The sequence below is a fragment of the Paucibacter sp. KCTC 42545 genome (genome assembly GCF_001477625.1).
In the GTDB taxonomy this organism is placed as follows: domain Bacteria; phylum Pseudomonadota; class Gammaproteobacteria; order Burkholderiales; family Burkholderiaceae_C; genus Paucibacter_A.
Genome location: NZ_CP013692.1, coordinates 804,813 through 826,868, shown reverse-complemented (window position 1 = coordinate 826,868; position 22,056 = coordinate 804,813). Strand labels below are relative to the sequence as shown.

Below are 22,056 nucleotides of genomic sequence, written 5' to 3'. Positions count from 1 at the left end.
TTTGTGTTCAACACAGTGTGAAACACCACACTTGTAGCCATGACCTAGCCAAACAAAACACTGCCGAGCACCAAGACCATCAGCACCAGCACCAGGCTGGTGACGAAACGCGGCGCCACAAAGCCATGCAAGCGCTCGGCCGCGCAGCGCAGCCGGAAGATGCGGCCGTGCGAGATCCGGCACAGCCCAAGATGCTCGCCCATGGCCTGAAGCTCGCCGGGCGAGGTGTCGGCACTGTCGCCGAAGGACGAGGTGCTCCAGTTGCAAGCGGAATCAGCCATGGCGTGCCTCATGCGGTTCAGCTGCCGCTCAACGACGCGGACGTACGGGCTGCTCGTTCTCCGAGATATAGATCTCGACCCGGCGGTTCATGGCCCGGTTGCTGGCACTCGCGTTATCCGCCACCGGGAAGCGCTCCCCATGGCCAACCGTGGCGATGCGCGCTGCGTCCAGTCCGGTATGAGTGGCCAGCAGGGCGGCCCTGACGGCATCGGCCCGGCGCAAGGACAGCGCATCATTCAGAGCCGCACCGCCGCTATTGTCGGTATGGCCTTCGACCAGCACCTGGCGCTGCGGATACTGCTGCAAAAAGTCCGCCAGCTTGCGCAGCGACTGCTGAGCAGCGGGCTTCACCTCGGCGCGGTTGAGTTCGAACAGCACATCACCCAGCGTCACCAACATGCCGCGCTCGGTCTTTTGCGCTTGCAAGGCGGCCAGCTCGGCCTGCGCGTCACGCGCCACGGCTACGGCCCGCTCACTCACCTGCTCGGCCGCTGCGGCTTGGCGCTGCGCCACGCCGGTTTGGCTGCGCGAGCGCTCCAGCTCTCGGCCGCGTTGATCGGCGCGGGCGCGTTCGCGCTCTGCCTCGCTGCTGAGCACGGCCGCATCACTGCTCTTGGCCTGCGCCACCGCAGTCGCGCTGCGGGCTTGCTGCGCGGCCACATAGGCCGCGCTGTCCAGATCGGAACTCGCATCGCCCTTGAGCAGCAGCGCATTGGCGCGGCTGAGCGAATCGTTGGCCGTTTTCAATTCCAACGGCGCATGTAGGCGCACCATCGGGTCAGCGGCGGCATTGGCCACGGCTTGGCGTGCGTCCACCAGCGCGGGCGGCGGCGTTGGCGGCGTGCTGGCGCAAGCGCCCAGCAGCAAGCCGGTCAACAGCAGGGTAGCTGGCAAGGTAGAGGTCTTGGGACTCAGAGTCAGTGTTTTCATGGGACGGGTTTCCTGTGGATTTGGCGCGGGGGCACTTAGACGGGCGCAAGCCTTCACTTGCGCGACATCTCGTCACGCAGCTGGCGTATGCCTTCGCGCACTTCGGCCAAAGAGCGGGCGGAGCGTGCTGAGCGGGCTTGGCTCTCGGCCAGGGTGGCGTCGGCCTCGGCCTGCTCGGCCAAGCGGCGGGCCAGCTCAAAGTCCTTGTTCGCGAAGGCCGCATTGGCTTGGCTGAGCTTGAGGCGGGCCGCGGCCACCTGCACCGGCGCATCCACGGCGGCCGAGGTGTCGGCCCGCTCCACCGCCGCCTTGCTGAGCGCCATCTGGGCCGTGGGCGGTGTACCGGCGCAGGCCGCCAAGCCAGCGATCAAGATCGCGCTGAGCAGGCTCAAGCCGGCCCGGCGAATCAGCGCTGGCTGCGTTGGTGCAATAGTTTTCATGGCTTCTCCAGTGGTTTTCAAATGCTGAATGGATGATGCTGGCGCGGGGCCGGTGGGGCCATCAGCCGAGCCCGCAAACAGCTGTCGGACAGGGCCTACAGCCGCCTGGCCGGGCCGCCGGGCTCACGGCCTAATCTGCATGTTTTTTGAGCCAAGCCAGGTAGTGCTCCATCCAGCTCTGCATAAAGGCCTTGGTTCCGGCGCCTAAGCCACCGTCGGCGTCGAACAAGCCCTCTTTGGCCTGCAAGAACACCTCCGGCACGCCCATGGCCGGCACATCCAGGGCGGCGAGCACATTGCGCAGATGTTGCTGCGCCATCGCGGTGCCGGTGGCACCGGGCGAGACCCCCATCAGCCCCGCCGGTTTGCCAGCCCAGGCGTTTTGGCCAGTAGGGCGCGAGCCATGATCAAGCGCGTTCTTGAGCACGCCGGGGATGGAGCGGTTGTATTCGGGCGAGACAAAGAGCAAGCCCTGCGAGGAGCGCAGATCGGCGCGCAGGCGCAGCACCGGCGCGCCGGGCTTGTCGTCGTCATCCTGGTTGTAGAGCGGCAGATCGCCGATCTCCACCGCCTTGAACCTGATCCAGCTCGGCGCCAGACGCATCACCGCGCCGGCCAAGCGCTGGTTGAAGGATTCGCGGCGCAAGCTGCCGACGATCAAAGCGACTTGGTAGTTCTGCATCAAGCTCTCCGGAAATGGAGGCTTGAACTTAGCGAGCCTGGGCTGCCGGGTCTGTGCGCTAGACCACTACGGGCGGCCCAATGCCTGCTTGAGCTGGGCGATTTCATCCAGCAGGTCCATCACCAGCGCAATGCCATGCGGGCTCAGATCCAGCTCGCGCTGCAGGCGCAGCGCCAAGCGCGCCCGTCGCAGCGCGGCTCCTTCGAACAGCCATTGCCCGGTATCCTCCGCCACCAGGCCAAACACGCCTTCGCGCGCCAAGTCGTACAGCCGCGCGGCGTCCACCTGGCAGGCTTGGCTGAGCCCGTCCAGCGTGAATTGCCATTCGCGCTCGACCAGCAGCGCCTGCCCTTGCCATTGCGCCAGAGTCGTGCTCATGGTGATAGTCCTCAAACCGGCGCCGAGACGCGTGGATCGAATGCGCTGAACTGCGCGGCCATGGCGCGATAGGCTTGCTCGGCCTCCGGGCTATCCGCCGGTGGCAGCTGTAGCTGCACGGTCGCGTAGAGATCGCCCGCCACGCCCGCATTGAAGGCAGGCAGGCCACGGCCCTTGAGCCTCAGCTGACGCCCGCTTTTGGAGCCCGGCGGCACGGTGAGGGCCAGTTCACCGTCCGGCGTTTGCAAGTTCACCGTTGCACCCAGTGCGGCCTCCCAGGGGGCCAGCGGCAGATCGGTGAACACATCGCTGCCTTCGACACGAAAGCGCGCCGAGGGCAAGAAGGCAATCTCCAAATACAAATCACCCGGCGGCGCGCCACCCAGGCCGGCATGGCCCTGGCCCGCCAGGCGCAGATGCTGGCCGGCTTGTATGCCTTTGGGGATGCGAATCTGGATGCGCTTGTTGAGCATGCCCGTGATGGCTTTGCCCGCACTGCCCTGCCCGCCCGCCTCATTCGGCGCGGCGGCTTGCGGCATATGCAAGGTGATCGTGCGCTCGGCCCCACGATAGGCATCCAGCAAGGTGATGCTGACCTTGGCATGCTGGTCGGCGCCGGCGCGCTGTGCGAACTCAGGCGCTGCGCCGCGGCCGGTCTGGCGGCCAAACAAGGCTTCGAAGAAGCTGCTGCGGCTGCCGCTGCTGCCTTCGCCACCACTGCCGGCGGCGGCGAATTCCGCCCCGTCGAAGGCAAAGCCATCGCTCCAGCCGGGGCTGGGCTTGAAGTCGGCACCGCCTTGCGTGCGGCTGTCAATCGCATCGTAGGCTGCGCGCCGATCCACATCGCACAAGGCCTCATGCGCCTCGGCCACCGCCTTGAAGCGGGCTTCGGCATCGGGCTCTTTGCTGACGTCAGGGTGATATTTGCGCGCCAGCTTGCGGTAGGCGCGCTTGATCTGCTCGGCCGTGGCACTGCGATCCACGCCTAAGGTCTGGTAATAGTCCTTGAACTCCATGAATGCACTTATCCGGGGTGAATGGCTGCTCGCGCCGGCCCTGCACAGGCGCCAGGCTTGATCCAATATTGAGCGCACTCAGGCCACCATCGGTCTGTGCGCCAGCGCACATAAGCAGCGTCCTTCGATGCCCACGTGCTGCGCACGCCACAAGCCGGTCTCTTGCACCCCCCTAGCTTCCACAGTGCAGCAGCACGCCGAGAAGCCCCCGTCTACACTGCCGGCTCAACCTGACCAGGCCTTCCACCGTAAGCACTCGCCGTTATTGGCCCTGAACGCCAATACACACCGCCTGGAGTTGTTTGATGGCCGCCCCCTCGCTTCTACGCAAAAACCGACTGCTCGATGCCTTGCCCGAGCCGGAGTGGCTGCGCATGCTGCCCCATCTGGAAAAGGTGGACCTGCCCCTGGGCACGGTGCTGTACGAGCCGGGCAGCACGCTCAGCCATGTTTACTTCCCCACCAGCGCCATCGTCTCTTTGCTCTATGTGATGCAAAACGGCGCTTCGGCCGAGATTGCCGTGGTCGGCTTCGAAGGCCTGCTGGGCATCTCGCTCTTCATGGGCGGCGACTCCACCCCCAGCCGGGCGGTGGTGCAAAGCGCCGGCCAGGGCTTGCGCATGAAGGCGCAGGCGATCAAGGATGAGTTCAAGCGCTCCGGCCCGGTGATGCAGCTGCTGCTGCGCTACACCCAGGCGCTGATCACGCAGATGTCGCAAACAGCGGTCTGCAATCGCCACCATTCGCTCGATCAACAGCTCTGCCGCTGGCTGCTGCTGAGCCTGGACCGGCTGCGCAGCAATGAGCTGGTGATGACCCAGGATTTGATCGCCAATATGCTGGGTGTGCGCCGCGAGGGCGTGACCGAGAGCGCTCTCAAGCTGCAGCGCGCCGGCTTGATCCGCTATGCCCGCGGCCATATCTCGGTGCTGGACCGGCCCGGCCTGGAGCAGCGCAGCTGCGAATGCTATGCGGTGGTCAAAGACGAATACGAACGCTTGTTGCCCCGGACTTCGCAGCTGTAGGACAGAGTTGACAGATAGATCAGCCGCCCGCTGATGGTCAGGCGGGCGCGGCAGGACAAAGATGGGCTCTCCTAAAGACGCAGCGGAGCCTGTCATGAAAACTTGCCCTAGCCCGACTTGCCAGCCGCGCCAAAACCTCTTGCTGGCCGACTTGCCCGAGGCCGATCTGGCCGGCTGGGCCGCCGACTTGCAGCCGGTGAAGCTGAGCCTGGGCCAAGTGCTGTGCGAGTCCGGCAGCACGGCGGCCTATGTCTACTTCCCCACCACAGCCATCGTCTCCTTGCTCTATCTGACGCAAGATGGCGAATCGACCGAGATTGCCGTGGTCGGCCGCGACGGCGTGGTGGGCATCTCGGTCTTCATGGGCGGCAATGGCACGCCCAGCCGCTCGGTGGTGCAAAGCGCTGGCGAAGCCCTGCGTTTGCCGGCGCACCGGGTCAAACAAGAAATCACGCAAGCCGGCGCCATCCAGGCCATGCTGCTGGGCTACACCCAAAGCCTGATGGCGCAGATGGCGCAAACCGCCGCCTGCAATCGCTATCACTCCATCGACCAACTGCTGTGCCGCCGCCTGCTGATGGGCCTGGATCGCCTGCCCAGCGAGGCCTTGATGATGACGCAGGAGTTGCTGGCCAATCTGCTCGGCGTGCGCCGCGAGGGCGTCACTGCCGCCGCACTGAGGCTCAGCCAGGCCGGCCTGATCAGCTATAGCCGCGGCCGCATTGCCGTGCTGGACCGCGCTAGCCTGGAGCAGCGCGTCGCCAACCCGGCCCAGCCGGCCAAGCAGCGGGGGGGGGCTGCCTTGATGTCCCAGCAGGCATGATGATGATGAACAAAACTATGAGTTCCCCGGTTGCGGAAATGGCGCACAGCCTGCCGGTTGACCGCGCGCTGGATTGCCTGGCCGGCTTCTACCTCAACGAGGCAGAATGGACGGCGGCCGCCCGGGAATTGCAGTTCAGCCACGGCCTGCACAGCGCCCAGCTGACCCTGCTGCGCCCGAGCGACGCCGCGCCGGGCCTGTTCTCGCGGCAGTCCCGGCATTGGTTGCGCCCGACCCGCATGCAGGCTCAAGCCTGGGATTGGGCCGCAGACGGCTGGCCGATGACCGGACTAGGCGCACTCGTCGGCGGCTTTCTCGCCTTGGGAGGCATCCTGCTCGACCTGAACTATAGCTGGCTGCAAGATCTGGGATCCAGCTCGCCGCTGCCACTGATGCTCTTGGCGATAGGCCTAGGCGCCTTGGTCGGCGCTGGTTTGGCGGCGCGGCGGCGGCGTCGAGTCCCTGTGCGTAGCTTTGAAGCGCAAGTGCACCACGGGCTCGAACAAGGCCTGTGGGTGCTGGTGCTGCATGACGTGCCCTATTCGCGCCAAGCCAAAGCGGCAGAGCTGGTTTGCCGCCGCAGCGTCCGGTGGTGCGCCGCCGCGCTGCCGGTGCAGCAGCTTTGAAGTCCATCGTTCCCCCCTGCATCGCCCTCTTCACCCCTTGCCTCAGAGGAAAAGGACACGGATGCAATGCTGTGAGGCGTGCACTCCAAGCTGCACCGTAAAAACAAGCGGTGAGGCATAGAACGCTCCCGACGCCACCTCAGTGCGGCGGCGCTAGCTGTCACCCTGAGCGCATCTGCGAGTGCGCGCACTCGGCGGCGCTCAGGCCTGTGGCCAGACCGGCCAGGCGCTATTCGGCTGAACCTGCGGCAGATGAGAGAAAACCACGTCGGGCTGGGTGCGCTTGAGCCGGCCGACGATGCTGGCCTCTTCGGCCACCGAGAACACAAAGGGATAGAGGGAGCGCGCTTGCAAGGCCAGCTCCGGCCGCCCGCCATACATGGCGATCTGTTCGTGGATATAGCTGAAGTCAATGCGCATCAGCACCGCCACCGCATTCACACGCGGGTTCATGCGCGGCTGGCCCAGCACCTGGAAGCCCAGCATGCCCTCGTAAAAGCGCACATGGCGTGGGTTGACCTCGATCAGCAAGCTGTCAAAGCCCATCATGCGGTGGGCATAGATATAGGCCACATGAAAGAGCGAGGCCAGCACCCGCTTGGAGCGCATCACACTGTCCACCGCCAGCTGGGTGAACTCACACAGCTTGAGGCCGTGCTCGCGCAGTGCCGTTGTTTCAAGCGAGAAGGGCTGGTCCACGCAAAGGCCGGCGCCTGAGTCAAAGCCTATCGTGATGGTGCCTATGGTCAGCTCGTCTTCGCTGGCCAGCAGGGTGATGCGCTCCGGCAATTGGGCGGCGGGCCCCTTGCCGGTGTCATAGCCGCGCCAGGCATACATGCGATTGACCAAGATGCTGGCCGAGCTGCGCTGGCCGGCCGAATCGGCGCTGCGGATCTTGAACAAGCGCTGGCTCTGCTCGGGCGAAGGCGGCTGCAGGGGCTCGAAAGCCTCCTGCAACAAAGAGCGCAAAGGTCGCGACTCAAAGGGCACGCCAATGATGGTGTCTGCGTTCATGGATCAGTACCTCCGAGGCTGAAAGCGGCTTGCTGCCTGCGCTTGCGAACCTAGTCCCATTGGCAGCGGCCTGTCGGTGCGACGGCGCACCCTGGCGCTGCATACAGGCCAGGACAAGAAAGGCAAGGCAGGTGGACGGCTAATCAGCCATCTGTGCGGTATCCAACAGTCAGGGTGAAGCGGGCTGTCGAAGATGAAGCCAAGGCCTCAACCGCCGCAGGCCTTCGTGTCAGCGCGCCACAGCCGCCATGCCCACCCGCCCCCTCATTAGGACCGCTCATGCCAGCCCCAAGCGCCAAGCCTTCAAACCGACTCAGCCTGATCCTGCTGGTGGCGCTTGTCTTGGGTTCCATGCTGGGCAGCGGTATCTTCGGCCTGCCACAGAACGTGGCGGCCGGTGCGGGCGCCGGTGCGATCCTGATTGCTTGGGGCATCAGCGGCTTGGGCATGCTGATGCTGGCCCTGTGCTATCAGATGCTGGCGCTGCGCAAGCCTGAGTTGGACAACGGCGTGTTCGCCTATGCCCGTGAACTGGGCGGCGACTATGTGGGCTTCAATGCCGCCTGGGGCTACTGGGTCAGCGCCTGGATCGGCAATGTGGGCTATCTGGTCGCCGCCTTCGGTGCTTTGGGCTACTTCTTCCCGGTCTTTGGTGAAGGCAATACGCCTGCGGCCATCCTTGGCGCCTCGGCCCTGCTCTGGTTGGTGCACGCCCTGGTGCTGCGCGGCATTCAGGGCGCGGCCCTGCTCAACGGCATCGTCACCCTGGCCAAAGTGCTGCCGCTGCTGATCTTCATCGTCCTGGTGTCCTTGGCCTTTGAACTCAGCACCTTCAAGATCGATTTCTGGGGCACGCCGGCCCTGGGCTCGGTGCTGGCCCAGGTGAAAAGCACCATGCTGGTGACGGTTTGGGTCTTCATCGGCATCGAAGGCGCCAGCGTCTACTCGGCTCGCGCAGCGCGCCGCAGCGATGTCGGCCGGGCCACGGTGATCGGCTTCTTGCTGGCCCTGGCGCTGCTGATGGCGGTCTCGCTGCTGTCGCTGGGCGTGCTGGCACAGCCGCAATTGGCCGGCCTGAAGAACCCGTCGATGGCCGGCGTGCTGGAGCACGCCGTCGGCGCATGGGGTGCGGTGCTGATCTATATCGGCTTGCTGGTCTCCGTGGGCGGCGGCTTTTTGGCCTGGACCTTGCTGGCGGCCGAATCCTTATTCACCCCCGCAAAAGGCGGCGTGATGCCGGCCTGGCTGGGCCGCCAGAACAGTGCCGGTGTGCCGGCCAATGCGCTGTGGCTGAGCAGCGCCATGGTGCAGGCCTTTCTCTTGCTCACGCTGATTTCCAAGGCCAGCTATCTGGCGCTGATCTCGCTATCCACCGCCATGATTTTGCAGCCCTATTTGTTCAGCGCGGTGTACGGCGCATTGCTGGTGCGGCGCGACGGCAAGCTGGGCATTCAAGTGATCACCGCCGTGGCCAGCGCCTATTGCCTGTGGCTGCTGTACGCCGCCGGGCTGAAGTACCTCTTGCTCAGCGCCCTGCTCTACCTGCCCGGCGTGGCCATGTATCTGTGGGCCAAGCGCGAGCGCGCACAAACCCCTTTCAAGCCCATGGAATGGCTGCTGCTGGCCGCCTTGCTGGGCTTGGCCTTGCTGGCGGCCTGGATGCTGAGTTCGGGCCGGTTGGGGCTGTAGTCAAGACATCAACACAACACGGCAATGAAAAGGGAAACAAGCGATGAAGCCAGGACTGAATTCCGAAGTCGGGCGCCTGCGCCAGGTGCTGGTCTGCCGGCCCGGCCTGGCGCAAAGGCGCCTGACGCCAGCCAATTGCCGCGAACTGCTGTTTGACGATGTGCTGTGGGTGGCGCGCGCGCAGAGCGACCATGATGCCTTCAGCTCCTTGATGACGGAGCGCGGCGTTGAGGTGCTGGAACTGCTGGACCTGCTGGCGGCCACCGTCAGCGATACCAAGGCCCGCGCCTGGCTGCTCGACCGCAAGCTCGCCCCCGATGCCTACGACCCCGCCGGCGCCGCCCAACTGCGCCCCTGGCTCGAAGGCCTGCCGCCGCTGCAGCTGGCCAGCTTTCTGATCGGCGGCCTGGCCCGCAGCGACCTGCCTTTTGAGCCGGTCGGCCTGCTGGGCGCTTGCAGCGGGCCAGCCGATTTGCTGCTTGCCCCCTTGCCGAACAGCTTGTTCACCCGCGACAGCAGCTGCTGGGTCGGCAATCAGCTCGTGCTGTGCCAGATGTTCTGGCCGGCGCGCCGCCAAGAGACCTTGCTGGTGGCCGCCGTCTACCGCTTTCACCCCATGTTTGCGGGCAAAAGCGAAGCGCTATGGGGTGAGCCAGACAGCAGTACCGCCCAGGCCAGCCTGGAGGGCGGCGATGTGATGCCCCTGGGCGGCGGCGTGGTGTTGATCGGCATGGGTGAGCGCACGTCGCCGCAGGCGGTCTGCCAGCTCGCGGCGCGCCTATTCGCCGACGGCAGCGCCAGCCAGGTGCTGGCCGCGCAAATCCCCAAGTCGCGCGGCGCCATGCATCTGGACACGGTGCTGACTTTTTGCGATGTCGATCTGGTCACCATCTTCCCCGAGATGGTGGATGCGATCCGAGTCCACAGCTTGCGGCCGGGCAAAGAGCCCGGCAGCGTGGATGTGCGCAGCGAGCATGGCAAGGGCTTCATCGACATCCTAGCCGTCGCCCTGGGCTTGAGCAAGCTGCGCACAGTCGCCACCGGCGGCGACAGCTTCGAAGCCGAGCGCGAGCAATGGGACGACGGCAACAACTTGCTGGCACTGGCGCCCGGCGTGGTGGTGGCCTACGACCGCAATGTCTTCACCAACACGCGGCTGCGCAAGGCCGGCGTCGAGGTCATCACCATTCCCGGCGGCGAGCTGGGGCGCGGACGCGGCGGCAGCCATTGCATGAGCTGCCCCATCGTGCGCGAAGAGCTCTGAACCCGCAGCAGTAACAGCAACAAATCCAGCAGCCGAAACCAGGACCCACCATGAGCTTCAACCTCCGCAACCGCAGCCTGCTGGATTTGCGCGATTTCCCGCCGCGCGCCATACGCTTTTTGCTCGACCTGGCGGCCGAGCTCAAACGCGCCAAAGCCGCCGGCACCGAACACCCGCGCCTGCAAGGCAAGAACATCGCGCTGATCTTCGAGAAGGCCTCAACCCGCACCCGCTGCGCGTTTGAAGTGGCCGTACATGACCAGGGCGGCCATGTCACTTACATCGACCCGGTTGGCTCGCAGCTGGGCCACAAAGAGTCGCTCAAAGACACCGCCCGCGTGCTGGGCCGCTTGTATGACGGCATCGAATACCGCGGCTTTCATCAAAGCGTGGTGGAGGACATCGCCCGCTACTCGCGCGTGCCGGTCTGGAACGGCCTCACCGATGAGTCACACCCGACCCAGGTACTGGCCGATCTGTTGACCATGGAAGAGTTCGGCGAGAAGCCGCTGCATGAGCTGAGCTTTTGCTATTTGGGTGATGCCCGCTTCAATATGGGCTGCTCGCTGCTGGTGGGCGGCACGCAAATGGGCATGGATGTGCGCATCGCCGCCCCATTGGCGCTGCAGCCGCCGGCCGAGCTGGTGGCACAGATGCGCACATTGGCCAAGACCACAGGCGCGCGCATCAGCCTGAGCACCGAACCGCAGACGGCGGTGGCCGGCGCCGACTTCATCTACACCGATGTCTGGGTTTCGATGGGCGAGCCGGCCGATGCCTGGAAGGAGCGCATCGATCAACTGCTGCCCTTCCAGGTCAACCAAGCCTTGATGCAGGCCAGCGGCAAACCGCGCAGCTGCTTTATGCACTGCCTGCCGGCCTTGCACAATCTGGACACCGAGCTGGGCCGTGACATCCACGCCCGCTTTGGCCTGAGTGAGCTGGAGGTGACGGACGAGGTCTTCGAATCCGAGGCCTCCATCGTCTTCAGCCAGGCCGAGAACCGCATGCACACCATCAAGGCCGTGCTGGTCGCCACGCTGGCATGAAGCTGGTCATCGCCATCGGCGGCAATGCCTTGCTGCGGCGCGGCCAGGCCCTGACCGCCTCCAATCAACTGGCCAGTGTGCGGCTCGCCGCGCTGCAGCTGGCCCGCGTCGCGGCCCAGCATGCCGAGCTGGTGCTGACCCATGGCAACGGGCCGCAAGTGGGCCTGCTGGCCCTGCAGGCCAGTGCTTATGCTGACAGCCACAGCGACCTGCCCGCCTTCCCGCTGGATGTGTTGGGCGCACAAACCGAGGGCATGATTGGTTACTTGCTTGAACAAGAGTTGAGCAATGCGCTGCCGCCGGGCCGGCAAGTCAGCACCCTGCTGACCCGGGTGGAGGTGGCTGCGGATGACCCGGCTTTCACCCACCCCAGCAAGCCCATTGGCCCGGTCTACAGCGAGGACCAATTGCAAACCATCGCCGCGGCCAAGGATTGGAAGCGGGTGCGGGACGGCGGCGGCTGGCGCCGCGTGGTGGCCTCGCCCCAGCCCTTGCATGTTTTGGGCATGCCTTCGATCCGCTGGCTGCTGGAGCACGGTGTGGTGGTGATTGCCTGCGGCGGTGGCGGCATTCCGGTGGCCAGGCTGCCTGGTCGCAGCGAGATGCGAGGCGTTGAGGCGGTGATTGACAAAGATCTGTGCAGCGCCAATCTGGCCATCGAGTTGGATGCCGACTGCCTGATCATCGCCACCGATGTAGCCGGCGTCTGCCTCGATTGGGGCTTGGCCACACAGCACGTGCTGGCGCAGGCCACGCCCGAGCAATTGGCCCAGCACAGCTTTGCCGATGGCAGCATGGGCCCCAAGGTCGCCGCCGCCTGCGCTTTCGTGAATGCGACCGGGCGCCGCGCTGTGATCGGGCCGCTGGAGCAGATCGAGGCCATGTTGGCCGGCCGCGCCGGCACCCAGATCAAGGCGGCGCTGCCCTGGGCGGCGCAAACTCCGGCGCCCGCGGCAAGTCAGCCAAGACCTGCTGCAGCGCCAGATTCGCGGCCGTGACGCCCCCCTGCGCGTCCTCGCTGGGCGCCGCCAAGCTCACATCAAACCCGCGGCTGGCCAGCACCCGGCGGCTGGCGTTGTCCAACAAGCTGGCGCGCAAGCTCAGGCGCAGCTGACTGGGCTGCTGCGAAAAGTCTTGCTGCAGACGCGTGATCTCGGTGTCCAGGCTGAGTTCCGTATTGGCCGCGCTCGCGGCGCTCACCACCACCCGGTACAAGCCGCTCACAGCGAAGGCGGATTGCAGCAGCGGCGCCAGCATCCGCGCCGGCGTGTCCGCCCACTCATGTCGGGCGTAATAGTCCAGCCGGTAAGGCTGGCGCAGATAGATGATGCGGCGGCTGTCAAAGCCGGCGGCGGCCAGCGGTTCATTGATGCGCAAGCTGAGTTGAGGCGGCAGCGCGGGCTGGGGCAGGACGGCCGATGAAGACATGGGCGCGGACACAGGCGCAGGCGCAGGTACAAGTGGGGGGCGCCAAGTCAATAAATGCAGCGTCGGCGCCGCTGGCGGCTCCGGCAACAAGCTGCCGCAAGCGCCCAGGCTCAGCAGCAGCGCGGCCGCGATACCCGAACGCCAAGCCCCTGCCAGGGTATGTTGTGTCATGGCTCTTCCTTGCGCGGCTTGTTGATCGGCTCGAGCGCTTCGCCGGGGCCGTCGGGCACAGCGCCCTGCCCCAGGATCAAAGCGCCGGGATTGCGTTCGGCTTGCTCGCTCAAGCGCCGCAGCGAGGCCGCCAGCACGCTCAGCTCACTCATCAAGCGCTGCAGCTCCGGCAGCGCCACGGCGCTGAAGCGCTTGAGATCGCCGCCCACATCCGCCACGGTGCGGCCCGCGCTGCTGCTGGCTTGCGCGGTCTCAAGGCCCATTTTTTCAACGGCCACGGCCGCGTTGTCCAGCCGCTGCATCAAGGGCCCAGCTTGGCGCCTGAGCTGCGCGCTCAGCGCGGCGCTGTTGTCCAGGGTTTGCGCGGCGCTCACCAGGCCGTCATCAATCGTGTCGCGGCGCCCAGCCAGGGTGTGGCTGAGCAAGGCAATATCAGACAAAGTGGCGCTGAAGGCCTTTTGATTCTGCGGGCTGAGCAAGGCATTGAGGCTGGCCGAGGTGCTGTCCAGCTTGGCCAGCACGCTGGTCAGCACATTCTCCAACCGGGCACTCAGAGAAGGCTTGCTGCGAATCAACGGATAACGCTCGGGCGCCACGGCATGCAGCGGCGCGGAGCTGGCCAGGCCGCCGGCTAACTCCACATAGGCAATGCCGGTGAGCCCTTGGGTTTTGAGCACGGCCACGGTGTCCACCCGGATCGGCGTGCCGTGCTTGATGGCGAACAGCAGCCGCACACGCTCGGGCTTGTCGGCATCCAGCGCAATGTCCTGCACCTTGCCCACATCCACGCCCATGTACTTCACAGGCGCGTTCAGGTTCAGCCCTGCCACCGACTCTTCCATGATGGACAAATAAAGGTCTTGCTTGGCCGCCCAAGCCCCACCCGAGGCCAGCCACAGCACGCCCGCGATCAGCGCCGCGCCGAGCAAGAGCACAAAGCCGCCCACCAGGCTGAAGTTCACCTTGGTTTCGATGATGGGCTCCCTGCGCTTGGGGTCGGCGGCTTCTGGGACGCCGGCGCCTCAGCTTTCGCTTTCGATTGTGTCTCTGCCTGCTCCTGAGCCTGGCGGCCACGCGGCCCTTCAAAGAACTGCCGCACCGCCGGCAGTTCCATGGCCGCCAACTCCGCCATGCTGCCGACGCCCTGCACCTGGCCATCGGCCAGCACCGCCACCCGGTCGGCCACCTGCCAGAGCAGGTCCAGGTCATGGGTGATCATCACGATGCTGAGGCCAAACAGATCCCGCAGCTTGAGCACCAAGGCGTCAACACCGGCGGCACTGACGGGATCCAGCCCGGCGGTGGGCTCGTCCAAGAACAGCAGTTCGGGGTCCAGGGCCAGGGCGCGTGCCAGCGAGGCGCGCTTGAGCATGCCGCCGCTGAGTTCGGGCGGGTATTGCGCGCCGACCTCGGGCTTGAGCCCCGCCATCTGCAGCTTCCTGGCTGCGATCTCGTCGATCAAGCCATCGGCCAGCGCGGTGTGCTCGCGCAGCGGCAGGCCAATGTTCTCCAGCACCGTCAAACTGCCGAACAAGCCGCCATGCTGAAACATCACGCCCCAGCGCAGGCGCAGGGCCAGCGCGTCCTTGGCACTGATGCCCTGCAGCGCCGCGCCCAGCACCTTGACGGTGCCAGCATCGGGCTGCTGCAACAGAATCATCTCGCGCAGCAGGGTGGACTTGCCCGAGCCGCTGCCGCCAATCAAGGCGAAGATCTCGGCCCGGCGCACCTCCAGGCTGATGTCGCGGTGCACCACATGCGCGCCGAAACTGGTGCTGACATGGTCCAGCCGAATCACCGTTTCGGCGGGTGATGCCTCAGCGGCAAGGGCTGCGGCGGCGCTCATAAATCCAGCGCGCTGAACGCGACCGAAAACAAGGCGTCGGCACTGACCACCAGAAAGATGGACTGCACCACGCTGCGGGTAGTTTGCCGCCCCACGCTGTCGGCGCCGCCCTTGGCTCGAAAACCCTGGAAGCAGCCCACCAGCACGATGATGGCGGCGAACACCGGCGCTTTGCCGATGCCAATCAGATAAGAGGTCACGCTGACGGCCTTGGCAAAGCGTTCGATGAACTCGGTTGGCGTCACATCCAGCTTGGCGCTGGCCATCAGCATGCCGCCCAGCACGCCCAGCACATCGGCAAACAGAGTCAGCAGCGGCAGTGCCACCAGCAGTGCGAGGAGCTTGGGCAGCACCAGCAATTCCAGCGGCAGCAGGCCCAGGGTGCGCATTGCGTCAATCTCCTCGCTGACCACCATGCTGCCGATCTGCGCCGCATAGGCCGAGCCAGAACGGCCCGCAATGATGATGGCGGTGATCAGCGGCGCGAACTCGCGCAGCATCGCCAGGCCCACCAGATCGGCCACAAAGATGTTGGCGCCGTACTGGCGCAGCTGACTCGCACCTTGATAGGCCACCACCACGCCGAGCAAAAAAGACATCAGGCCGACGATGGCCAGGGCCTCCACTCCCGCTTGCTGGAGGTTGAAAAGCATGGGTCGCCAGCGCAGGCGCTTTGGCGAAGCCAGGCCGCGGCCCAGGGCGAGCGCGCATTCACCCACAAAGCTCAGCAAGGCCAGCATTTCACTGCCTGCCGCCGCGATACGGCTGACGCTCATGCGCCCCACCCGCGCCAGCAGGCCGGCCGGTGCCGGCGCTGCCGCGGCGGCCGCTGGCCTTTGTTCCAACTGCGCCGCAACCTCCGCCAGCAAGGCCTGCATGCGCTCGGGCAAGCCTAGCAATTGCGCGGGCTGGCCGGCGCTGCCACGGCTAAGCAGCAGCTTTTGCAAGACATAGGCACCGGCGCTGTCCAGGGCTTGAATGCCGCTGGCTTCCACCTCAGTCGGCCCGGCCAACGGGGAATCAGGAGCGCTGCGCTCCGCTTGATCCGGCGCCGCGGCCAGCACGCGCGCGGGCAACAAGCGCGCCGGCATATCGCCCATGCCGCGCGCTGTCCAGAAGCCGGCCAGCGTCAGCCGCTGCGGCGTGGTCTGGTTGAAGCTCGCGGCGGCGGCATCCATGCCGGCGTTTTTAGGGCTTGGGCTGGGAAGCAGACGCGGGCGGCGGGACAGGGGTCACCGCACGGCGCAGAAGGCCCCCACCGGCCACACTGCCGCTGGCCGGCGCACGCATGCGGGCGATGCACTCGTAGCGTTCGGGCATGGGCAAGGTCATGCAGCGCTCGCGCGCATTGCGCTCGTAGGCGGCGGGGCCGTCATTGAGTTCACCGCGCTTGGCCTCGGCAAAAGCAGCTTCGGCCTCGCGCAGGCAATCGGCCCGGCTTTGCGCCGCCTGCCCGCTCTTGCACGCGGCAATCTCGCGCTGATGGCGCTGCGCCAGCTCAGACGGCTGCGCCGCCACAGCCTGGCTCAAGAGCACGGCGGGCAGCAAGAGCAACAGTCCGCTGAGGCGAGCCGCTAGGGGTGATCGGGCAGTGGGTGAAAACTTGGCTTTCATGGTGTGCTCCTTGGCTAGGGATTCGATGCTTGAACTGGCGGCAAGGCCTGCTGGGCTTGCGCCCCCAAACGCGCGCTTTCGTTCAGCGCCAGCAGGCAGGCTTCTTGCTGCCGCCCACCGACCAGTTGGGTGCAATGGCGGGCTTGGCCGATTTGGGTGGCTTTGATGGCACGGCGCAGCTGACCTTGTTCGACCGAGCGCTGCACAACCACTTGCAGCGCCAGCAACAAGGCCAGGCACAGCAAGGCCGCCAAGCCCGACCACCACCACAAACCGGCATGCGCAGGACCGTCTACATGGTGGACGGCGCGCAGACCGGGGCCTTGCTGCGGGCGCGATTGCCCTTGTGATTGCCCTTGCGAGCGCGGCCAATGCGGCAAGATGTGGCTGCTCATGCCGGCTCCACCGCAGCGCCGCCGTCTGCCGCTGCACCCAGCCAAAGGCTGGCCAGCAAGGCCGGGCAGGCCGACTCAAAGCCGATGGCGCCCAGCCCGTCCACATCGAATTCAGCCGCTCCGCCCCTGGCGTCCTGGGGGCGATCACCCGCCGGCGTCGGGCTCAGTGCGTTCAACTCATGTGTCATGACAGACCTTCAAGCCAACCCGCTGGCAGCGGGCTTTAGATGGCACCATGGTCCACCCGCGCAGGGCGGCTCGCCATCGGCAAACAGCGGGCCTGCGTGTAGGACGAACTCGACTGGGCGCAGCGTGCACCCGCAGGTCAGCGCATCAAGACTTGGTCTTGACGGTCAGCTGGTTGTCCACATCGACCACACCTTTGACGCCCAGTGCGATCGCCCGCGCACGGGCCACCGCCACCTTGTCGGCCGCCGTGCCACGCAGAACCACCCGGCCTTTCGTCGAATCGACGTTGATGTCGGACACCGTCAGCAGCGTCTCGGCGGCGAGCTTGGCCTTGACGGTGGTAACGATGCCGGCGTCGCTGAGATCGGCCCCCACCTGCTCACGCATCTCAAGCGTGGCCTGCTTGGCGTCTTGCATTGCCGTGCTGCTGGCTGAGGCCGCATCGGCCGCGCCCTGTTTCACTTCGGGCTTCATGGCCTCGGACTGCTGCTCCATCTTGGCAATGCCATCGTCCAGCTTCTTGCCCGGTGTGCGCGCATCATCAGCTTCTTTGCTGCAAGCGGCCATGCTCAAAGCGATGATGGCGGCGGCCAGGGCACGCATGGCCTGGGGCGAAGGATTTTTGGGTATTTTCATGGCGTTCCTGATTTGAATGGCACACTGCCAGCCTAGCCCTCGCCCGGGCCAGCACCTGTGGGCGCGGGCCGCAACTACTTGTCGGATTTCGCTGACAGGCGCAGCCCGAAAGCCAAGCCCATTCACCCCCTATGTGCGCTAGCGCACAGATGCCGCACAGAATGTGCGTTACGGTCAAGCGTCTATTCCAAACAGCAGGCAAACAAGACAGGCATGCTTGCATTTGATTGCTTGCGCGCCCCGACCCAACCATGACAAGTCCAGAGAGCGATCAAACCTTGGCCTTCCGGGCCCAGCACCTGGATGCTGGCGCCAGTGCGCCGCAGATTGCCCGGCTGGTCGAGCGGGTCTGCCATGAGATTTCGCTGGCCTTGGTGCCCATCGTGGGCCAACGCGGCGTGGCCGCCTTGTTCGCCCGCAGCGTGCAGCTCAGCGCCAAAAGCCACCCCTGGCTGGGTGCCCTGAGCGCCAGCATGGGTACGGGCATGAGCAGCGGTAAGAGCGCCGACGGCACGCCTTCGGAATTCAAGCCGAGCGCCTTGTCCGCGCTGATCGCCGCGCAGCCCCGCAGCGAGGCGGCTGTCGGCGCCTGTCATTTATTGCAAACCTTTTGTGAGCTGTTGGCCAAATTGGTAGGGCGCGCGCTCACCGAACGCCTGCTTCGCACCCCTTGGCTTACCTTTTTGAGCGGCACGGCCGCGCAGGACAACACGCAATGAGCAGCAAAGTAGCCATCCAACGTTTGCCCACCGGGGTGCCGGGATTGGATCAAGTGCTTGGCGGCGGTTTGCCCGAGTTCTCCTTCAATCTGATCGCCGGCCAACCCGGCTGCGGCAAGACCACCTTGGCGCACCAGATCATGTTCTCGCTCGCCACCACGCAGCGCCCGGCGATTTATTTCACCGTGCTGGGCGAGCCGCCGATGAAGATGCTGCGCTACCAGCAGCAGTTTGATTTCTTTGACAACGAGCGCGTCAACGACTCGGTGCGCTTCATCAATTTGTCAGAGGACGCCGCCAACGGCGACCTCGACCGCGTGCTGGCGCGCATCGGCGAGGCAGTGGCCACCTATGAGCCGGGCCTGGTGTTTGTGGACTCCTTCCGCTCGGTGATGATCGCCAGCGAAACCAACGGCAACCCGCAAAGCCCCACGCATCGACTGCAGCAATTCGTGCAGCAGCTCGGCATGATGATGACCAGCTGGCAGGCCACCACCTTCTTGATCGGCGAGTACTTCATCGAGACCGATGCCAACCCGGTCTTCACCGTGGCCGATGGCCTGATCTGGTTGCGCCAAAGCGTGCAGCGCAACTCCATGGTGCGCAAGATCGAGATCCTGAAGATGCGCGGCCAGCCGACGCTGCCGGGCCTGCACACCTTCCGCATCGCCAGCTCCGGCATCCAGATCTTCGCCCCGGCTGGGCATCAAACAATGGCCTCGTCGGCTGAGACAGTTGCCAGCGCGCCCGCCACCGACACCCGCTTGCAGCTGGGCGTGCCCGAGCTGGATGAGATGCTGGGCGGCGGTTTGCCGCGCGGCTATTCGCTGCTGGTGGCCGGCCCTTCGGGTTCAGGCAAAAGCATTCTGGCGGCCGCCTTTCTGGCCGAAGGCGCACGGCGCGGCGAAACCGGCGTGGTGGCGGCTTTTGAGCAGCGCTCCCATCAAGCGCAGAACCGCATCATTGCCGAGCTGGTCGCCAGCGGCCAGGTCGGGCTGGTGGACAGCCGGGCGCCGGATCTCTCGATTGATGAAGTCATTGGTCTGCTGCTGAGCGAAATCACGCGGCTGGGTGCGACCCGCGTGGTGATCGATTCGCTGTCGGGCTTTGAGCTGGCGGTAGCCCCCACCTTCCGTGAGGATTTCCGCGAATCACTGGCGCGCTTGGTGCTCGCGATGGCGGGTGCGGGCGTGACGATTTTGATGACCTCCGAGCTGGAGGATCGCTACACCGATCTGCGCTTCAGCCCCTACGGCACCGCCTTCCTGACCGACGCCATCATCGTGCAGCGCTACATCGAGATCGACAGCCGCTTGCGCCGCTTGTTGGCCGTGGTCAAGCTCAGGGGCAGCGCGCATTCCGACCAGCTGCGCGAGTTCCATATCGACGACCAAGGCCTGCAGATCGGCGCCCCGCTGGCCGATCAGGAAGGCCTGCTGGGCGGCCGGCCCCGCCAAAAAAGCAAAACGGCTTAAGGCCCTGCACCCGTGGACGCGCCGCCCACTCCCCCAACACCTGCTGTGGCCGAGGCCGAGCAGGCGCTGAGCAGGATCACCCAACGCGTCGAAGCGATGCGAGCGGTCTTGGTGCGCTTGCTGCAGGATGTTGTGCGGGCCGAGAGCTTTCTCGACGAAAGCCAAAGCGTGCAGCTGCTGGAAGCGAATGAGCAGCTGCTGCTGAGCGCTTTAGACGCGCAGATCGACAGTGAATCGGCCATGCAAGCGCTGGACGAAGCGGCTCGCACCAGCGGGCTCGATCCCTTGACGCAGCTGGCCAACCGGGCACTGGCCTTTGACCGATTGGAGCAGGCCATCGCCCATGCCAAGCGCCAAGGCACCCAGCTGGCCCTGCTGTTCGTGGACCTGGATAAATTCAAGCAGATCAATGATTCCAAAGGCCACGCCATTGGCGACCAGGTCTTGCGCCAAGTGGCGCAATGCCTCTTGTCAGCGGTGCGGGAGTCAGACACCGTCAGCCGCCATGGCGGCGATGAATTTTTGATTCTGCTGGACGATCTGGCCCAGATCAAAGACGCCTTGAGCGTGGCCGAAAAGCTCAAGGAAGTACTGGGCGAGGCCAGAGCCAGCAATGAGCAATGGGCCGAGCTGAGCGCCAGCATTGGCATCAGCATCTACCCACGCGACGCCGACACGGCCACGGCGCTCATCGCCTGCGCCGACCAGGCCATGTACATCGCCAAGCGCCAAGGGCCTGGCGGCATTTCCTTTTTCGTCGAACGCACGGCCTTTCCGGAACTAGGCTCGCCTTGGGCAGCCGGCACGGCCGCAGAGCCATCGGAGTCCTCAGAGCCCTCTGTATTGGCCCTGCAACGTCAAACCGCCGAATTGACTCAACGCTTGGCCCGACAAGAGAAATCCCAACTGCTCTTGCAAGAGGCCAACGAGCAGTTGGTGCTGGCCACCCTCAGCGCGCTGGACTTGCAGGCCGCTGCGGCAGCCGCGCAGCAACGCCAGGGCGACTTCATCGCCAGTGTGGCTGCCGAGCTGAATGATCCTGTGTCGCCAATCCGCCTCGCCATGACGGCGCTGGGCCGCCAGCCCGATGCCGCATCGCTGCTGCCGCACGCCCAGGACATGATGGCGCAGCAGGCCACGCAAATACGCGGCTTTGTCAGCGACTTGCTGCATCCGCTTGATGCATCAGCAAAAGCCAAGGCCAAGCTGCTGCTGAATCGGCAAACGCTGCCGCTGACGCCCCTGCTGGCTCATTGCGCGCAGCTGTGCCGGCCGCTGCTGGAGCAGCGCCAGCAGCGGCTGAGGTGCGAGCTAGCGCCCGAATCCTTGTGCGTCTACGGTGACGCCCTGCGGCTGACCCAGGCCGTCAGCAATCTGCTCAGCAATGCCAGCCGTTATTCGCACGAGGGCGGCACGATTCAGATGACACTGCAGCGCGCCGGCGAGCAGGCGCTCATCACCATCAGCGACGCCGGCATCGGCATCAGCGACCAGGCCTTGCAAACGATTTTTGAGCCCTTCGGCCGCGAGGCCCATGCAGTGGGCGTGCACGGCGATGCGCTAGGCCTGGGCTTGACGGTGGTGCGCGAGATCGTCGCGGCGCATGGCGGCACGGTGCGCGCCAGCAGCCCCGGCATCGGCCAAGGCTGCCAGTTCCTGGTCAGCTTACCGCTGTCGGAATGAGCTGAGCGGGGCTCAGCACAAGCGCGGCCAAGCACTGGGCCGCACGGCTTCAGTCCTTCTTATCCTTCTTCTTGTCCTTCTCAAGCTCATGGCCGATGACGCCGCCAACGACCGCGCCGCCCACCGTCGCAGCCGCGTTGCCACCGGTCAGCACCGCGCCGCCGGCAGCGCCGATGCCTGCACCGATGGCCATATTTTTGTCTCGCTGAGACATACCGGCGCAGGCGCCAAGAGCGAGCAGCAGGGCGGCGCTGAGCGCCATATTTGCCAAGCGTTGCAGTGAGTTCATAAAGGACCTCTTGAAGGGTTAAGGGACGTTGAAAGACCTGACCCTATGCCGCGCTATTCGCTGTGTCTGTCTGCCAGCGCACGGACGACTGCACTTTCGCCGCATAGCCTGAGACACCACAACTCTTTGGCAAGGCGGCAGTGATGAATGCAATCAAAGTCATGGCATTGGCCCTGATCGTGGCCGGCCTCATGGCCCTGGCTTACGGCGGATTCAGCTATACCGAGCGCAGTCAAGCGATCAAGCTGGGGCCGGTGGCCGTGACAGTGGATGAAACCCATGTTGTCAATGTGCCGATCTGGGTCGGCTTGGGCGCCCTGGTGCTGGGCGGCGCGCTGCTGCTGTGGGGGGCGAGGCGCTGAGGCGCGGGCGGCAGCAGCCTCAAGGCGGCGT

27 protein-coding genes are annotated in these 22,056 nt (G+C 65.4%); 11 read left to right on the top strand and 16 right to left on the bottom strand.

Features of this window, described 5'->3' with window-relative positions:
• Positions 1-44: 44 nt before the first annotated feature.
• The 6 genes from AT984_RS03665 to AT984_RS03640 form a co-directional block, all read right to left on the bottom strand.
• Entirely contained in the window at positions 45-281 is a 237-nt protein-coding gene (locus AT984_RS03665; protein ID WP_058718954.1) for a hypothetical protein, read from the bottom strand.
• Positions 282-309: 28 nt separating this feature from the next.
• On the bottom strand, positions 310-1,212 hold the full coding sequence (locus AT984_RS03660; RefSeq protein WP_058718953.1) for an OmpA family protein: 903 nt from the start codon (positions 1,210-1,212) through the stop codon (positions 310-312).
• 53 nt (positions 1,213-1,265) lie between these two features.
• The gene (locus AT984_RS03655; protein WP_058718952.1) at positions 1,266-1,652 is read right to left on the bottom strand and encodes a DUF4398 domain-containing protein; all 387 of its coding nucleotides are present in this window, start codon (positions 1,650-1,652) and stop codon (positions 1,266-1,268) included.
• 130 nt (positions 1,653-1,782) lie between these two features.
• Positions 1,783-2,334 (bottom strand): NADPH-dependent FMN reductase, encoded by a 552-nt coding sequence (locus tag AT984_RS03650; protein WP_058718951.1) that lies wholly within the window; start codon positions 2,332-2,334, stop codon positions 1,783-1,785.
• Positions 2,335-2,400: 66 nt separating this feature from the next.
• On the bottom strand, positions 2,401-2,712 hold the full coding sequence (locus tag AT984_RS03645) for a chaperone modulator CbpM (RefSeq protein WP_058718950.1): 312 nt from the start codon (positions 2,710-2,712) through the stop codon (positions 2,401-2,403).
• 11 nt (positions 2,713-2,723) lie between these two features.
• Positions 2,724-3,728: a DnaJ C-terminal domain-containing protein gene (locus tag AT984_RS03640; RefSeq protein WP_058718949.1), complete on the bottom strand. Its 1,005-nt coding sequence runs from the start codon at positions 3,726-3,728 to the stop codon at positions 2,724-2,726.
• A 305-nt stretch (positions 3,729-4,033) separates the two neighbouring features.
• On the opposite strand from AT984_RS03640, the gene AT984_RS03635 reads away from it, so the two are divergent.
• The 3 genes from AT984_RS03635 to AT984_RS03625 all read left to right on the top strand — a co-directional run bounded on the left by AT984_RS03635 (position 4,034) and on the right by AT984_RS03625 (position 6,202).
• Positions 4,034-4,753 (top strand): Crp/Fnr family transcriptional regulator, encoded by a 720-nt coding sequence (locus tag AT984_RS03635; protein WP_197418234.1) that lies wholly within the window; start codon positions 4,034-4,036, stop codon positions 4,751-4,753.
• Positions 4,754-4,847: 94 nt separating this feature from the next.
• Positions 4,848-5,576 carry a Crp/Fnr family transcriptional regulator gene (locus AT984_RS03630; protein ID WP_082679761.1) on the top strand — a complete coding sequence of 243 codons (729 nt, stop codon included), beginning with the start codon at positions 4,848-4,850 and terminating at the stop codon, positions 5,574-5,576.
• Between the two features lie 17 nt (positions 5,577-5,593).
• Positions 5,594-6,202, top strand: coding sequence for a hypothetical protein (locus AT984_RS03625; protein WP_156421878.1), 609 nt, complete (start codon positions 5,594-5,596; stop codon positions 6,200-6,202).
• Positions 6,203-6,403: 201 nt separating this feature from the next.
• On the opposite strand, the gene AT984_RS03620 is transcribed toward AT984_RS03625, so the two are convergent.
• Positions 6,404-7,216: an N-acyl amino acid synthase FeeM domain-containing protein gene (locus AT984_RS03620; protein ID WP_156421877.1), complete on the bottom strand. Its 813-nt coding sequence runs from the start codon at positions 7,214-7,216 to the stop codon at positions 6,404-6,406.
• A 279-nt stretch (positions 7,217-7,495) separates the two neighbouring features.
• Here AT984_RS03620 and AT984_RS03615 point away from each other — a divergent pair, with 279 nt between their 5' ends.
• The 4 genes from AT984_RS03615 to arcC are packed head-to-tail and all read left to right on the top strand — an operon-like array spanning position 7,496 to position 12,216.
• Positions 7,496-8,905, top strand: coding sequence for a basic amino acid/polyamine antiporter (locus tag AT984_RS03615; protein ID WP_082679760.1), 1,410 nt, complete (start codon positions 7,496-7,498; stop codon positions 8,903-8,905).
• 43 nt (positions 8,906-8,948) lie between these two features.
• Positions 8,949-10,169 (top strand): arginine deiminase, encoded by a 1,221-nt coding sequence (locus AT984_RS03610; RefSeq protein WP_058718945.1) that lies wholly within the window; start codon positions 8,949-8,951, stop codon positions 10,167-10,169.
• Between the two features lie 50 nt (positions 10,170-10,219).
• A complete protein-coding gene (argF, locus tag AT984_RS03605; protein ID WP_058718944.1) occupies positions 10,220-11,218 on the top strand; it encodes an ornithine carbamoyltransferase in 999 nt (332 codons plus the stop codon).
• Entirely contained in the window at positions 11,215-12,216 is a 1,002-nt protein-coding gene (arcC, locus tag AT984_RS03600) for a carbamate kinase (protein WP_082679759.1), read from the top strand. Before argF ends, arcC begins: the two co-directional genes overlap by 4 nt.
• Here arcC and AT984_RS03595 read toward each other — a convergent pair.
• The 8 genes from AT984_RS03595 to AT984_RS03560 all read right to left on the bottom strand — a co-directional run bounded on the left by AT984_RS03595 (position 12,128) and on the right by AT984_RS03560 (position 17,497).
• Entirely contained in the window at positions 12,128-12,817 is a 690-nt protein-coding gene (locus tag AT984_RS03595; RefSeq protein WP_058718943.1) for an ABC-type transport auxiliary lipoprotein family protein, read from the bottom strand. The genes arcC and AT984_RS03595 overlap by 89 nt on opposite strands.
• Positions 12,814-13,779, bottom strand: a complete 966-nt coding sequence (locus AT984_RS03590; RefSeq protein ID WP_197418233.1) for an MlaD family protein — start codon at positions 13,777-13,779, stop codon at positions 12,814-12,816. The genes AT984_RS03595 and AT984_RS03590 overlap by 4 nt, the downstream gene beginning before the upstream one ends.
• Entirely contained in the window at positions 13,776-14,663 is an 888-nt protein-coding gene (locus AT984_RS03585) for an ABC transporter ATP-binding protein (RefSeq protein ID WP_082679758.1), read from the bottom strand. Before AT984_RS03585 ends, AT984_RS03590 begins: the two co-directional genes overlap by 4 nt.
• Entirely contained in the window at positions 14,660-15,841 is a 1,182-nt protein-coding gene (locus tag AT984_RS03580; protein ID WP_058718941.1) for an MlaE family ABC transporter permease, read from the bottom strand. Before AT984_RS03580 ends, AT984_RS03585 begins: the two co-directional genes overlap by 4 nt.
• Positions 15,842-15,851: 10 nt before the next feature.
• A complete protein-coding gene (locus tag AT984_RS03575) occupies positions 15,852-16,277 on the bottom strand; it encodes a hypothetical protein (protein WP_156421876.1) in 426 nt (141 codons plus the stop codon).
• Between the two features lie 14 nt (positions 16,278-16,291).
• Entirely contained in the window at positions 16,292-16,672 is a 381-nt protein-coding gene (locus AT984_RS22790; RefSeq protein ID WP_156421875.1) for a hypothetical protein, read from the bottom strand.
• A complete protein-coding gene (locus AT984_RS03565) occupies positions 16,669-16,860 on the bottom strand; it encodes a hypothetical protein (protein ID WP_058718938.1) in 192 nt (63 codons plus the stop codon). The genes AT984_RS22790 and AT984_RS03565 overlap by 4 nt, the downstream gene beginning before the upstream one ends.
• 145 nt (positions 16,861-17,005) lie before the next feature.
• Complete coding sequence (locus AT984_RS03560; protein ID WP_058718937.1) at positions 17,006-17,497, bottom strand: BON domain-containing protein; 492 nt, start codon at positions 17,495-17,497, stop codon at positions 17,006-17,008.
• A gap of 251 nt (positions 17,498-17,748) precedes the next feature.
• Here AT984_RS03560 and AT984_RS03555 point away from each other — a divergent pair, with 251 nt between their 5' ends.
• The 3 genes from AT984_RS03555 to AT984_RS03545 are packed head-to-tail and all read left to right on the top strand — an operon-like array spanning position 17,749 to position 21,374.
• Positions 17,749-18,216, top strand: coding sequence for a hypothetical protein (locus tag AT984_RS03555; RefSeq protein WP_058718936.1), 468 nt, complete (start codon positions 17,749-17,751; stop codon positions 18,214-18,216).
• Positions 18,213-19,691 carry an ATPase domain-containing protein gene (locus AT984_RS03550; RefSeq protein ID WP_058718935.1) on the top strand — a complete coding sequence of 493 codons (1,479 nt, stop codon included), beginning with the start codon at positions 18,213-18,215 and terminating at the stop codon, positions 19,689-19,691. The genes AT984_RS03555 and AT984_RS03550 overlap by 4 nt, the downstream gene beginning before the upstream one ends.
• A gap of 12 nt (positions 19,692-19,703) precedes the next feature.
• On the top strand, positions 19,704-21,374 hold the full coding sequence (locus AT984_RS03545; RefSeq protein ID WP_156421874.1) for a diguanylate cyclase domain-containing protein: 1,671 nt from the start codon (positions 19,704-19,706) through the stop codon (positions 21,372-21,374).
• A 49-nt stretch (positions 21,375-21,423) separates the two neighbouring features.
• Here AT984_RS03545 and AT984_RS03540 read toward each other — a convergent pair whose 3' ends face one another.
• A complete protein-coding gene (locus tag AT984_RS03540) occupies positions 21,424-21,663 on the bottom strand; it encodes a hypothetical protein (protein WP_058718933.1) in 240 nt (79 codons plus the stop codon).
• 143 nt (positions 21,664-21,806) lie between these two features.
• Between AT984_RS03540 and AT984_RS03535 the strand changes: the two genes are divergently transcribed.
• Complete coding sequence (locus AT984_RS03535) at positions 21,807-22,025, top strand: hypothetical protein (RefSeq protein ID WP_058718932.1); 219 nt, start codon at positions 21,807-21,809, stop codon at positions 22,023-22,025.
• The last annotated feature ends 31 nt before the right edge of the window (positions 22,026-22,056 follow it).